The sequence below is a fragment of the Micromonospora sp. M61 genome (assembly GCF_018070245.1).
Classification (GTDB): domain Bacteria; phylum Actinomycetota; class Actinomycetes; order Mycobacteriales; family Micromonosporaceae; genus Micromonospora; species Micromonospora zamorensis.
Genome location: NZ_JAGPYA010000037.1, coordinates 34,040 through 47,468 on the forward strand (window position 1 = coordinate 34,040; position 13,429 = coordinate 47,468).

Below are 13,429 nucleotides of genomic sequence, written 5' to 3' on the forward strand. Positions count from 1 at the left end.
AGGCGCGGCGGTCCACACCTTCCTCGGTCAGTTGACCTCTTTGGCGAGCAGGTCGCCGACGGCGGCGCGGACCGGGTCGGGGTTCGCCCAGCTCCAGTTGGGATGCGCGCGGTTGGTGAGCAGGGCCAGGACGAGTCTGCGGCCCGGGTCGACCAGGAGCGAGGGGCCGGCGAAACCGGTGTGGCCGAACGTCCGGGCCGAGGCGAGCCGACCCATGAACCAGCTCTGGTTGAGCACCACTCCCAGACCGTGGGCGGCGGTCCGATTGGGCCGCTCCGGGTCGACGGCGGGTTTCCCGGAGTTCTGGTTGGTGAGCATCCGGCGTACGGTCGCCGCCGAGAGGACCCGCTTGCCCTGGTAAGTGCCCCCGTCGAGGAGCATCTGACCGATCGCCGCCAGGTCGGTGGCGGTGGCGAAGATGCCGGCGTGGCCGGCCACACCGCCGAGGTGGTTGGCGACGTCGTCGTGGACGGTGCCCCGGAGCAGACCCCGCGACGAGCGGGCGTCGGTGGCGACGAGACGACCGGCCTTCGCGCTGCCGGACAGCCAGGTGTTCGGGTTGAAGCCGGTGTCGCGCAGGCCGAGCGGGCCGGTGAGGCCGCTCTTGAGCGCCTGGTCGAGACGCTGGCCGGTGACCTTCTCGACGATCTTGCCGGCGACCATGAGCCCGACGCTGGAATAGCGGAACGTGTTGCCGGGCACGGCACCGGAGACCAGCCCGGTGGTGAGCACGGCGTTCCAGCGAGCCGCGTTGTCGGAAAGCCCGGTGACCTTGGCGCCGACGGGCAGACCGCTGGTGTGGGTGAGCAGCATCTCGACGGTGACCCGCTCGGTGCCCGCGCCGGTGAAGGCGGGCAGGTAGTCGCGGACCGGCGCACCCAGGTCGACGCGTCCCTTGTCGACCTGCTGCAACAGCAGGATGGCCGTGTACACCTTCGTGACCGAGGCGAGGTCGAAGACGGAGTCGGGACGCATCTCGACGCGCTGGCCCGCCGCGAGCAGCTTGGGGCCCGATCCGTAGCGCAGCGCGTCCCCGACCGCGGTGTGCACCGTTGTCTTCCCGTCGACCAGGACGACAGCGACAGCACCGGGAAAGCCCTTGTGCTGGACGGTCTGCGGTGTGGCGGGCAGGTGCCGCCGCAGCAGCGCGGTCACGTCCTGCGCGTAGCGGGCCTGCCCGGCCGGCGCGGCGGCGCCGCTCGGGGACGCGGTGGCGCTCGGAGAGCCCGACGGCGACGTGGCGTTCCCGGCCGCGCCGAAACCCACCCTGTTGCCGGCGGCGTCGGTCGCGGTCACCGCGTCACCGGGACCGGCCACACCGGGTCCGGCGAGCCACTGTCGCCGCACCCGGCAATGGCGGAGGTGGCAGCGGCCAGGCCGGCCCCCAGCAGAGTACGACGCGCAACGGGCATGCCGGAGATCGTGACAGTTGACACTGACGCACGCCAACCGGACCGGCCGAACGTCGATGTCGTCCATCCCATCGGCCGACAAGTGGTCACCTGCCGGACACGGTCGGTCGACAACCGTGGGGTTGTGCGACGATCGGCGAGCGTCACGCCGAACGACCGTCCACCGGTCCGACCGCGCACCGAACGCTGGCGGGCACGGCGGAGGGCACACACCTCGCATCCCTTGGAGAGCACGATGTCCCTCTCCCCTTCCCGGGTCTTCGCAGAGCTGAACGCGGCTCGACCCCCTGACCAGGCCGCCCCGATGATGGGAACGGCCGTCGTGGTCGGTGGCAGCATCGCCGGCCTGCTGGCCGCCCGGGTGCTGTCCGATCACGCCGACAGCGTCGTCATCATCGACCGGGACGACCCCCAGGTGGCCGGCGCGCGGCCCGGCGTCCCCCAGGGGACGCAACTGCACGCGCTGCTGCCCGGCGGCCTCCTCCAGCTGGAGCGCCTTTTCCCCGGATTCCGCGAAGAGGCGCTGGCGCACGGGGCGATCGAGGCGCCACCCGAAGCCCGGCGCAACTACCTCGACGGCCGCGCGAAGGTCGTCGTCCCCGACGACGCCGACAGCCTGGCGGGCAGCCGGCCGCTGCTGGAGGGGCTGATCCGTCAGCAGGTGCTGCGGCTGCCCAACGTCAAGACGGTCACCGCCCGAGCCACCGGCCTCGTGTTCGAGGGCGCCGCGGTCACCGGTGTCCGCTGCGAGGTCGGCGGGGTCTTCGGCGTCGAGAGGGGCGACCTCGTGGTGGACGCCATGGGGCGGTCGAGCCGACTCTCGGACTGGCTGGAGCAGGCTGGCTGGGACCGGCCGGTCACCCGGCGGATGACCACGCACCTCAACTACGCGACCGCCCTGTTCCGACGCCCGGCGGTCACCCCGCCCTCGACGGTCGTGCTGGCGCTGCACACCCCGAAGGTGGGGCTGGACGTGGCCGGGGCCGCTTTCTTCGCCATTGAGGACGGCCGGTGGATGGCCATGATGGCCGGTTACGGCGACAACCGCCCGGGGCGCACCGCGGAGGACTTCGTCCGCCGTCTGCGGGAGCAGTTCCCACCGGAGTTCGGCGAGCTCGCCGACCAGGAGATGCTCGGCGACGTCCAGACCTACCACCACGCCGACAGCCGGCGGCGAGACTTCCACGCGCTGAAGCGGTTTCCGGCCGGCCTGGTCAGCGTCGGCGACGCCGTCGCGTCGTTCAACCCGGTGTACGGGCAGGGGATGACCTCGGCGGCCCTGCACGCGGCCTGCCTGTCGATGTATCTGCGGTCCGGCCCGGATCTGCGGGCGCCCGCGCGCCACTTCCTCGCGCTGCAACAGGTCGTGGTCGACGCGGCGTGGTCGATCTCGACCTCCGCCGACCTGGCGTTGCCCCACGTCGACGGGCCCTACCCGCGCGGCTACCGGATCTCCAGCTGGGCGAGCCGGCAGATCATCGCCGCCACCGTCACGGACGTGGCGACCGCCCGCCGGTTCAACGACGTGGTCTCCATGCGCGAGCACCCACGGGCGCTGGCCCGGCCCGGCGTGCTCCTCGGCGCGCTGCGCGCCAACCGACGCGCGCGCTGACGACCCCGCACCTGAGCACTGACGGCCCGGCGACCTCGTGACGAGGCCGCCGGGTCCGATCGTCTAGCGGGGGAGCTTGCGCAGGACGTCGACGACGAAACGGTGGTCGTCGAGCTGCGGCAGCCCGGACACACCGACCCAACCCACCACGCCGGTGCCACGGACGCGCAGCGGCACCGCGCCACCGGCCGCCGCGTACCGAGAGGCCGGCAGGCCGTACGTCTCGGCCAGCGTCACCTGCTTGTCCTGGCACAACCGGGCCATGTACAGCGACGAGTGCTCGAACCGCATCACGACCCGACCCTTGCGGCGCAGCCACGCGTCGTTGTCGGCCGTCGACCCCGGCAGGCCACAGTGGAACAGTTGGCGCCCGGCCCGCCACACCCCGACCGAGACCGGCAGCCGCTGCTCGGTCGCGGCGGTGACGGCGAGCATCCCCAGCTCGTACGCGTCCGTCTCGGACAGGCCCGTGAGCTCCAGCTCGCCCTCCTCGCGTCTCAGCTCGTCCAGGGTCGGCCACGCGTCACGGTCAGTTGACATGTTTCTTCTCCTCGTCGAACAGGGCGGATCACCAGGCGCGGGGCGATCACCAGGCACAGGGCGCGTAGTCCTTCAGGAAACAGCCGTACAGGTCCTCGCCCAGCTCGCCGCGGACGATCGGGTCGTACACCCGGGCCGCGCCGTCGACCAGGTCCAGTGGGGCGTGGAAGCCCTCGTCGGCCAGTCGCATCTTCGTCGGGTGGGGGCGTTCGTCGGTGATCCAGCCGGTGTCGACGCTGGTCATCAGGATGCCGTCGGTCAGCATCTCCTCGGCGCTGGTGCGGGTCAGCATGTTCAGCGCGGCCTTGGCCATGTTGGTGTGCGGGTGCCCCGGCCCCTTGTAGCCCCGGCCGAACTGGCCCTCCATCGCCGACACGTTCACCACGTACTTGCGGCGGGCCGCCGCCGCGGCCATCGCCGGGCGCAGCCGGCTGACCAGCACGAACGGCGCGGTGACGTTGCACAGTTGCACCTCGAGCAGCTCGACCGGGTCCACCTCCTGCACCCGCTGGACCCAGCTGTTGACCGAGTCGAGATCCGGTACGAGGCCACCGGCGTCGATGGCCGTGGACGCCGCGATGCGTTCCGGCGAGGCGGAACCGCTGGTGAGTGCCAGTGCGGTGAGCGCGTGCGGGGTGAGCGCCGTCGACTGTGGCGCGGCGGTCAGGCTCCCCACCGGGCCGCCCTGGCCGTCCGGCTTGGCGAAGGTGATCAGCTCCGGCAGCGGGCCGTCCGGCAGGGCCGCGGCCTCCGCGGCGATGAGCTGCGCGTACGCCCCGGGGGAGCGGCGGACGGTCTGCGCCGCGTTGTTGATCAGGATGTCGAGGGGGCCCTGGCTGCTGACTGAGTCGGCGAGGGCGATCACCTGGGCGGGGTCGCGCAGGTCGATCCCGACGATGCGCAGGCGGTGCAGCCAGTCCCCGCTGTCGGGCATCGCGGCGAACCGGCGGACCGCGTCGTGCGGGAACCGCGTGGTCACCGTCGTGTGGGCGCCGTCGCGCAGCAGCCGCAGAGCGATGTACATGCCGATCTTGGCCCGGCCGCCGGTGAGCAGGGCGCGCCGCCCGGTCAGGTCGGTACGGGCGTCGCGGCGCTCCCGGTTGAGCGCGGCGCAGGACGGGCAGAGCTGGTGGTAGAAGGCGTCCACCTCGCGGTAGCGCTGCTTGCAGACATAGCAGCCGCGCGGGTTGTGCAGGAAGCCCGCCGTCTCGCCCGCGACGGAGGTGGCGAGCGGGATGCCCTGGGTCTCGTCGTCGATGCGTCCCGGAGCGCCGGTGGCGGTGGCCTCCGTCACCGCCCGGTCGGCGGCGAGGATGGCGTCCCGCCGTTCCTCGCGTCGTCTCTGCTTGATCACCTTGTAGAGCCGCGCGGTGGCCCGCTGCACCCGCACCACGTCGGGATGGTCGGAGGGCAGTGCCTCCAACGCCTCGAAGACGCTGAGGCAGGCCTCCAGCCGGCTTCGGTCAATGCCGTCCTGACCGTTTTCGGTAATGTTGTCCACCGTCATGCGTCTTTGTCTCGTCCCGTATCCCGTGCCGGATCCAGCCGGCTCGCCCCAAGTCCGACCCGAAACTGTACGCACCGTGCGGCCCGCGACGCACGTCGTGCGTCAGTTGGCGTCGGCGTGGCCGAGGCGCCAGTAGCCCATGAAGGCCACCGCCCGCCGGTCCAGACCTCGCTCGGCGACCAGGTGCCGGCGCAGTGTGCGGATGACGCCGGCCTCCCCGGCCAGCCACGCGTACAGCGGCGCCGTGGCCACCTCCTCGGGCACCTCCCAGAGGATCTCGGTGTCCACGTCCACGTCCGGGACGGGCTGCCTGGTCGCCGACGCGCGGGGCACCAGCAGTTGGTCGGCCGCGGCGGCGACGGCGGGAACCAGCCGGCTGCCGTACCCGTCGACACCCCGGGTCATCCAGCGGACCTCGACGCCGGGAGGCGCCACCAGCGGCAGCACGTCGTCGGCGTGGGGCACCTCCAGCAGAACCACCCCCCGGGTGTCGAGGGGCAGTCGCTCGCAGATGCTGCCGATCGCCGGCACGGCGGTCTCGTCCCCGGCCAGCAGCAGGCAACTCCCGTCCGACGGTCGGAACTCGACCCCGCCGTGGTTGCCGTCGAAGCCGGAGTCCGGCCCGACGATGGCGATCTGGTCGCCGGCGCCCACCCGCCGCGCCCAGCGTGTCGCCGGCCCGCCGTCACCGTGCAGCACCAGGTCGACGTCGACCTCGGCCAGGTGCGGTCGGACGGCCCGCACGGTGTAGGTGCGGATCGGGTTACGCCGGTGCTCGGGCAGCGCCCGCCACTGCGCGTACCAGTCCACCCCCTCCGGGAAATCCACCCCGCGCTGGTCGGGCAGCGGCAGTGCCAACTTGATGCGCTGGTCGTAGCCGTTGTCGGCGAAGCGGTCGAGGTCCACCCCGGTGAAGGTCACCCGGAGGAAGGACGGGCTGAGCCGGCGTACCGCACGGACGGTGACGGTGAACACGCGCCACGGGGCGATGGGCAGGGTGTTGGTCATGGGTGCCTCTCCGGGTTCGGTCCGGCGTCTACCGGGTGTTGGTCGTCTTTGCGCGTGACCGCCACAGCAGCCAGACGAAGTACGGGGCGCCGATCATGGCGGTGACCAGGCCGGCGGGAATCTGGGCCGGAGCGATGAGCGTCCGGCCGACGGTGTCGGCGATGCTGACCAGCGCCGCGCCGAGCAGCGCGGCCACCGGGAGCACCCGGGAGTGCCGGCCACCGACGAGCGCCCGGGCGGCGTGCGGGGCGACCAGCCCGACGAAGCCGATGACCCCGACGGCCGAGACCGCGGTGGAGGTGAGCAGCGCCGCCGCGCCGAGCGCGATCAGACGGGTGCGTTCCAGGGGGACGCCCAGGACCCGGGGAGTGTCGTCGTCCAGTGCCATCAGGTCGAGTTCGCGACGGGCGGCGACGACGGCCGGGGTGAGCACCAGCAGGGCGATCAGCACCGGCAGCACCTGGGTGGGCATCCGGCCGTAGGTGGAGCCGGACAGCCAGGTCAGAGCCTTGCCGGTGTTCCACGGGTCGAAGGCGACGACCAGGTAGGTGATGACCGCCATGCCGCCCTGCCAGGCGCCGAAGCCGATCAGCACCAGCCGGTCGGAGCTCAGTCCGCCGCGCCAGGCCAGGCCGTACACCAGGGCGAAGGCCAGCATCGCGCCGAGCCCGGCGACACCGGAGACTGCCCACACCCCGGCCAGCGGCACGAAGGTGAGCAGTGAGACTGCCCCCAGCCCGGCGCCGGCGGTGATGCCGAGGATGCCGGGTTCGGCCAGCGGGTTGCGGCAGACCGCCTGCACTGTGGTGCCGGCCACCGCGAGCGCCGCGCCGGCCAGGACCGCCGCGGCGACGCGCGGCCACCGCTGGTCCAGCACAAAGGTGTACGCGGGCCCGGTGCTGCCGTTGAGCCAGTTCAGCACGTCACCGAGCAGCACCCAGGTGTCACCGGCGAGCATGCCGACCGCCACGGCGGCGACGGTCAGGACGGCGGTGACGGTGAGGACGCTGCGGTGGAAGGCGGCGGAGCGGACGGCCGCGTGCCCGCCGGGCGGGCGGCGGGTGGGGCCCGCGTCGCGGTGCCGGCGGGCCAGCCAGATGAGGATCGCCGCGCCGAACAGTGTGGTGACCACGCCGGTGGGAATGTCGACACCGGCCTGCCCGCCCATCACGGCGCGCAGCAGCACGTCGGAGCCGAGGACGATGATGACCCCGGCGATGCCGGACAACGGCAGCAGGATCCGGTGCCGGTGCACCCCCGGCACCACGGGGGCGAGCAGCCGGACGATCACCGGGGCGCACAGGCCGACGAAACCGACCGGGCCGGTGAGGGTGACGGCCGCGGCGGACAGCAGCACGGCCAGCACCATGACGGTGAGCCGGGTACGCCGCACGTTGAGACCGAGCACGGTGGCGGTGTCGTCGCCGAGGGCGAGGATGTCGAGGCGGTGCCCGAGCAGCATCAGCACCACGACGGCGCCGACGATCACCGGGGCCAACTGGGTCAGCGCCGTCAGGTCGCTCTGCACCAGCGAGCCGTTTCCCCAGGCGAACAGACCGATGGTGGCCTGCTCGAACAGGAGCAGCAGCAGGGTCGTCACCGACCCGAGGGCCAGCGCGGTCGCCGAGCCGGCGAGGATGAGTCGGGTGGTGCCGGCCTGGCCACCGGAGGACATCGCCATCACCAGGCCGGCGGCGGCGAGCCCTCCGCAGAAGGCGAGGCCACCGGCGGGCAGCGCGGGCAGCGAGACGCCGAACGCGGCCACGGCGACGATCGCCAGGTGGGCGCCCGCGTTGACAGCGAGGGTGTCGGGGGACGCGAGCGGGTTGCGGGCGATCGACTGCAACGCGGCGCCGGCGAACCCGAGCGCGACGCCGATCGCCAACCCGGCGAGCAGCCGGGGCAACCGGGAGGCGAGCAGGACGCGGGCCGCCTCGTCGTCGGCGCCCGTCGCCAGCCGCAGCAGGTCGAGTGCGCCGACCGTCGAGGTGCCCTGGGTCAGGTGCACCGCGCCCACCACGAGCAGCAGCAGGATCGCGGCGACGAAGACAGCGGCGACGCGGGGTACGGCCAGGCGTCCGCCCGGAGCCGGCCGGGTGGCCGGCTCCGGACGTGGGGGTGCGCTCAGCACGCTCACACCGCGTACGTCTTGACGAGTTCGTCGATGTACTGCTTGCCGGACAGCGGGCCGCCGAAGGTCCACATGCCGTTGGGCATCTTGCGCACGTTGCCCTTCTGGACGAAGGGCAGCGACTTCCAGATGGCGTTGCCGGCGAGACCGTCGGCGAACACGTCGTCGCCGTCGGAGGCGTTGTAGAAGAAGCGCAGGTTCGGGTCCTTGAGGACCGTCATGCCCTCGACGTCGGTCTGGCCGAGACCCCACGCCTCGTCGACCTTGCCGGTCCAGGCGTTGGTGAGGCCGAGCTGGGTGCCGATCTCGGAGACGAGAGAGCCCTTGCCGAACATCCGGATGCTGACGGTGCTGCCCTCCTTCCAGCCGTCGGCCATGGCGAACGGCCGGCCGGCGGCGCCCGCGTCGGCGATCTTCTTCTTGCCGTCGGCGATGGCCGCGTCGAAGTCGGCGAGCAGCTTCTCCGCCTCGGTGGTCTTGCCGACGGCCTTCGCGATCATGTTGAGGTCCGCGCGCATCCGGCCGAGGTTGTCGGTGGCGTCACTGCCCTTGGCGACCACGACGGGGGCGTACTTCTCCAGCTGGCTGACCATGTTGGCGCCCCGGTCGTCCTCCATCACGATGAGGTCGGGCTGGAGGGCGACGATCGAGTCGACGCTGGGCTCGCCGCGCGTGCCGACGTCCTTGACGCCCGGGTCGAGCTTCGCGGAGGTGACCCAGGTGCCGTAGCCCTTGGGGTCGGCGACACCGACGGGCATGACGCCCAGGCTGACCAGCATCTCGACCTCGCCCCACTCGAGCCCGACGACCTTGGTCGCCGGGGCCTTGAGGGTGATCTCCTTGCCGCGGCTGTCGGTGAGGGTGACCGGGCCGCCGGCCGCCGAGGAGGAGGTCTCGGGGGCTGCGGCGTTCTCGGTGGTGCCGCAGGCGCCGAGCGTCAGCGCGGTGACGACGGCGAGGAGGGCGGTGAAACGGGTACGGGTCATGACGGTCTTTCTCTGCTGGGGATGAGGGGTGTTCAGACCAGGGCGCGGATCGCGTGGCGTCCGACCGGGCGGGTGGTGACCAGTCCGCTGATCGGATCGGTGGTCACCTCGATGCGGATCCCGTAGGTCTCGGTGAGGGCGTCCTCGGTGAAGACCGCCGCGGGGGTGCCGGTGGCGCGCACCCGGCCCTGTTGCAGCAGGACCACCTCGTCGGCCACGGCGGCCGCCTGGTTGAGGTCGTGCAGCACGACGCCGACGGCGACGTCGTGGTCGTCCGCGAGGTCACGGACCAGGTCGAGGATCTCCACCTGGTAGCGCAGGTCGAGGAACGTGGTGGGCTCGTCGAGCAGCAGCACCGGGGTGTCCTGGGCCAGGCAGGTGGCCAGCCACACCCGCTGCAACTCGCCGCCGGACAGCTCGTCGACGGGTCGATCGGCCATCGCGGCGACGCCGGTGACGTCCATGGCGCGGGCGATGGCCGCCGGACCGTTCGGATCCTCCGCGCGCCAGCGCCCTCGGTAGGGGTGGCGGCCGTATCCCACGACGTCGTGGACGGTGACCCCGCTGGGCACCGGCCGGCTCTGGGCGAGCAGCGTGACCCGACGGGCGAACTCCCGGGACGGGAGGCTGGCGGCGGTGACGCCGTCGGCGAGGTGGACCGTGCCGGACTGGATCGGGTGCAGCCGGGCCAGGGCCCGCAGCAGGGTGGACTTGCCGCTGCCGTTGGGTCCCACCAGCGCGGTCACGGCACCCGCACGAAGGTTGATCATGGCACCGTGCACCACCGGCACACCGTGGTAGCCCAGACGGAGGTCGACGCCGGACAGGCTGCGCTCCCCGTTGGCCGACGCCAACTCGCTCTGCATTAGGTGAGGCTAACCTAAGGAAATGCCCGCGTGTCAAGCCGGTCCCGGAGTCGTGGTCCGCGGGGAGAGCGTCGGTGGTCGGGTCCGTGCACGCGTGGGGGATGCTGGTTCCGTGCAGATCACGACCCTCGGCCCACTCGCCGTCGACGGCCGACCGGTCCGGGGTGAACGGCTCGCCGCGGTGATCCGCGCGCTCGTCGACGCGCGTGGACGGGCGGTGTCGACGAGTCTGCTCATGGACGCCGTGTGGGACGGCGCGCCACCCGACGACGCGACCGGTGCCGTCCAGGCGCTCGTGTCCCGGGTACGTCGTCTCGGTCTGCCCGTGGTCGCGGTGCCGGGCGGATACCGGCTGCCCGCCGACGAGATCACCGTCGACGCGGTCGAGGCGCGCGCGCTCGTCGACCGGGCGCGGGCCGCGCTCCAGGCCGGCGACGCCGGTGCCGCCCGCAGCGCTGCCGATCAGGCGCGAGCCCTGTTCCCCGAGGTCCCCGAACTCGACACCACAGAGGACACCCGCCTGTTCGCGGACGTCGCCGCGCTGCGCGCACAGGCGGCACTCGCCGGCGCGGGCCCGTTCGACGAGGTCGACCTGGGTCGGCTCGTCGCGCGCACACCGCCGGACGAGCCGTCCGCCGCCCTGCTCGTCCGGATCCTCGCCGCTCAGGGGCGGGAGGCGGAGGCGCTGGAGGTGGTGGAGAGACTCCGGGCCGAACTCGCCGACCGGTACGGCACCGACCCGTCACCCGTGATCACACAGGCCCACCTGGCGCTGCTGCGCGGCGAGCTGACCACCCCGGCCGTCGGGCCCTCGCCCCGGCAGCCGATGCGGATCGCCCTGCCCGCCGCGTGGCGCCGGCCGATGACCGCCCTCGTCGGCAGGGAACGCGACGTCGCGGCCGTGGTGGAAGGGCTCGCCGACGCGCCTCTGGTGACGATCGTGGCAGCCGGCGGCGCGGGCAAGACCCGTCTCGCCGCCGAGGTGACGCGTCGCACGGCGGCGGCCGGACGGTCGGTACGCGTGATCGAACTGGCCGGCCTGCGCTCGTCCGACGAGGTGCTGCCCACGGTGCTCGCGGCCCTCGGGGGCGCGGACACCTCGGCGACCGGCGGCAACCTGGGCCTGGAGCGGCGGGTGCTCAGCCCCGAGGAACGGCTTCGCGCCGTGGCACCCGACCTCGACGGGTTGGTGGTGCTGGACAACTGCGAACACGTCCTCGACGCGGTGGCCACCGTCGTCGCGGACCTGGTCGCGGTGACCTCGCCCGAGGTCACCGTGCTCGCGACGAGCCGGGCACCGCTGGGCCTCGCCGGCGAACTGGTCCACCGGCTGACCGCCCTGCCGGACAGCGACGCGCTCGCCCTGATCGAGACCCGGGCGAGGGCCGGTGGCGCGGTGCCCACCTGGGACACGACGCGGGCACTCGCACTGTGCCACCGGCTCGACAACCTGCCGCTGGCACTCGAACTCGCCGCCGCGCGACTGCGAAGCATGCCGATCGACGACGTCCTCGCCGGTCTGAGCGACCGCTTCGCGCTGCTCGACGACGCCCTGCGTGGCCTGCCGGAGCGGCACGCGAGCCTGTGGGCGATGGTCGACTGGAGCAGGGAGTTGCTCGCCGAGGACGACCGTGACCTGCTCCAGCGGGTCGCGGTCGTCCCCGCGCCGTTCACCGCGGACCTCGCCGCGGCGGTCGCCCAGACCCCGGACGTCCGTCGTGGCCTGGCGACACTCGTGGAACAGTCCCTGTTGACCCTGGTCGAGGGGGACGGTCCACCGCGCTACCGCATGCTCGAAACGGTCCGTGAGTACGGCGAAGCCCGCCTCGACGCGGTGGGTGCACGGGGTCTGGCCATGGACGGCCTGGTCGAGTGGGCGCGGGAGCAGGCGGTCGCGCTCGCCGACCAGTTCGTCGGCCCTGGCCAGATCGACGCGCTCACCCGCTGCGCCGACGAGCAGGACAACCTGCTCGCGGGTCTGCGCTGGGCACTCGGGCAGGACGACGAGCCGGCCGCCGTCGAGATCGCCACCGCGCTGTTCCACCTCTGGGCGGTTCGCGGACTGCACCTGGAGGTGTCCGGGTGGGCGGCGGGTCTGCTGCACGTCGAGGACCCGAAGCGACGGCTCCACTCCGCGATCACCAAGGGTCGTCGCAGTGGCAGACCGCTGCCCAACGCCGACCGGCTGGCCTGGATGTGCCTGTTGATCGGGGTCAACGCCGGCATCAGCGGCGACCTCCGGCTCGCCGTGCTCGCCCGTCGGGCACTTCGGACAGTCCTCGCCGAACGGCCGGACGAGGTGTCGTCCCGGTTGACCGTTATCGCGACTGCGCTACCCCTGTTCGACGCCGTCGACCCGGAGGAGAGCATGCAGGGCACCGTCGGCATGGTCGGGCATCCCGACCCGTACGTGCAGGGGCTCGGCCTGTTCGCCCGCGCCGCGGTCCGGGAGAACGGTGGCATGTACGAGGCGTCGGTCGTCGACGCCGAGCAGGCCTACCGTCGTTTCGAGGTGGCCGGTGACCAGTGGGGAATGGCGATGGCGGCGGGTGCCGTCGGGCAGTTCCTGGTGCCGGGCGAGGGTGCGCGGTCCGCCGAGTGGCTGGCGCGCAGCGTCCGCCACATGGAGCTGATCGGTGCCACGCAGGATGCCCGGTCCATCCGGGTGCGGCTGGACGTGCAGCTCGCCCTGGCCGGCGACCCGGACGCCGAGCGGCGACTGGTCGAGACGGCGGCGCCGGGCGAGGCCGAGGCCGTGGACGCTGCGGTAGCGTGCCTCGGGCTGGCCCACGTGGCGTGGCAGCGCGAGCGGTACGACGAGGCCCGGGCGTACGGCGACGGGGTGATCCGCATCCTGGCCGGCTGGACCGGCCCGCCGCCGCAGCCCCGCGCCATGCTCCGGGTCGCGGTGGCGGTCCTGCACCTGCGGGTGGCGCAGGTGCGACCGGTGCCGGGAGAGAACGCCGACGCGCGTGCGGCCGCCGCACTGACCCTCGCCAGCGACGAGGCGCTCTCCTCACGGGACCTGCCGGTCATCGGGGCATGGGCGCAGGGCGGCGCCGAACTCGCCGCGCACCGGGGCGACGTGGCGGCGGCTCGCGAGTTGTTCGCGCTCGCGACACGCATCGGCACCCACGCCGGGACGTTCTTCCCACCCGGCGACGCCGAACGACTCAACGCCGCCCTCGGGGACGAGGAGCAACGCGAGTCGTTGGTGGCCGTGTGGCGCGGTCGGTCGGTCTCCGCGACCGTCGCCCGGGTCCGCGAGCTGATGGACGAACTGCTCGCCCAAGGGCCTGTGTCGAAGTCGCAGCTGGGCGCGGACCCTGGTCTATCGTGAGCGGGAAGTGACGGTGCGGCGTCCCGG

9 protein-coding genes are annotated in these 13,429 nt (G+C 72.9%); 2 read left to right on the forward strand and 7 right to left on the reverse strand.

All coding sequences use genetic code 11. The features are described 5' to 3' along the window. Positions 1 to 27 precede the first annotated feature (27 nt). Positions 28 to 1,296 carry a serine hydrolase domain-containing protein gene (locus KBX34_RS21085; RefSeq protein WP_307871455.1) on the reverse strand — a complete coding sequence of 423 codons (1,269 nt, stop codon included), beginning with the start codon at positions 1,294 to 1,296 and terminating at the stop codon, positions 28 to 30. A gap of 351 nt (positions 1,297 to 1,647) precedes the next feature. Between KBX34_RS21085 and KBX34_RS21090 the strand changes: the two genes are divergently transcribed. Beyond that, positions 1,648 to 3,024: an NAD(P)/FAD-dependent oxidoreductase gene (locus KBX34_RS21090; RefSeq protein WP_210926456.1), complete on the forward strand. Its 1,377-nt coding sequence runs from the start codon at positions 1,648 to 1,650 to the stop codon at positions 3,022 to 3,024. Between the two features lie 63 nt (positions 3,025 to 3,087). Here KBX34_RS21090 and KBX34_RS21095 read toward each other — a convergent pair whose 3' ends face one another. From KBX34_RS21095 to KBX34_RS21120, 6 genes are all read right to left on the reverse strand, one after another. Continuing rightward, positions 3,088 to 3,564, reverse strand: a complete 477-nt coding sequence (locus KBX34_RS21095) for a heme-degrading domain-containing protein (RefSeq protein WP_210926458.1) — start codon at positions 3,562 to 3,564, stop codon at positions 3,088 to 3,090. Positions 3,565 to 3,610: 46 nt separating this feature from the next. Beyond that, a complete protein-coding gene (locus tag KBX34_RS21100; RefSeq protein ID WP_088947777.1) occupies positions 3,611 to 5,071 on the reverse strand; it encodes an SDR family NAD(P)-dependent oxidoreductase in 1,461 nt (486 codons plus the stop codon). A 102-nt stretch (positions 5,072 to 5,173) separates the two neighbouring features. Further along, positions 5,174 to 6,079 carry a siderophore-interacting protein gene (locus tag KBX34_RS21105; protein WP_210926459.1) on the reverse strand — a complete coding sequence of 302 codons (906 nt, stop codon included), beginning with the start codon at positions 6,077 to 6,079 and terminating at the stop codon, positions 5,174 to 5,176. Between the two features lie 28 nt (positions 6,080 to 6,107). Then, entirely contained in the window at positions 6,108 to 8,207 is a 2,100-nt protein-coding gene (locus KBX34_RS21110) for an iron ABC transporter permease (protein ID WP_210926488.1), read from the reverse strand. A 5-nt stretch (positions 8,208 to 8,212) separates the two neighbouring features. Continuing rightward, a complete protein-coding gene (locus tag KBX34_RS21115; RefSeq protein WP_210926460.1) occupies positions 8,213 to 9,196 on the reverse strand; it encodes an ABC transporter substrate-binding protein in 984 nt (327 codons plus the stop codon). A 32-nt stretch (positions 9,197 to 9,228) separates the two neighbouring features. Beyond that, positions 9,229 to 10,062, reverse strand: coding sequence for an ABC transporter ATP-binding protein (locus KBX34_RS21120; RefSeq protein WP_210926461.1), 834 nt, complete (start codon positions 10,060 to 10,062; stop codon positions 9,229 to 9,231). 112 nt (positions 10,063 to 10,174) lie between these two features. Here KBX34_RS21120 and KBX34_RS21125 point away from each other — a divergent pair, with 112 nt between their 5' ends. Then, a complete protein-coding gene (locus tag KBX34_RS21125) occupies positions 10,175 to 13,402 on the forward strand; it encodes a BTAD domain-containing putative transcriptional regulator (protein ID WP_210926462.1) in 3,228 nt (1,075 codons plus the stop codon). Positions 13,403 to 13,429: the final 27 nt, after the last annotated feature.

Coding starts and splice junctions, on each gene's coding strand:
- KBX34_RS21100 (WP_088947777.1), bottom strand. CDS start 5,071: ATGACGGTGGACAACATTACCGAAAACGGTCAGGACGGCATTGACCGA.
- KBX34_RS21105 (WP_210926459.1), bottom strand. CDS start 6,079: ATGACCAACACCCTGCCCATCGCCCCGTGGCGCGTGTTCACCGTCACC.
- KBX34_RS21090 (WP_210926456.1), top strand. CDS start 1,648: ATGTCCCTCTCCCCTTCCCGGGTCTTCGCAGAGCTGAACGCGGCTCGA.
- KBX34_RS21095 (WP_210926458.1), bottom strand. CDS start 3,564: ATGTCAACTGACCGTGACGCGTGGCCGACCCTGGACGAGCTGAGACGC.
- KBX34_RS21115 (WP_210926460.1), bottom strand. CDS start 9,196: ATGACCCGTACCCGTTTCACCGCCCTCCTCGCCGTCGTCACCGCGCTG.
- KBX34_RS21120 (WP_210926461.1), bottom strand. CDS start 10,062: ATGCAGAGCGAGTTGGCGTCGGCCAACGGGGAGCGCAGCCTGTCCGGC.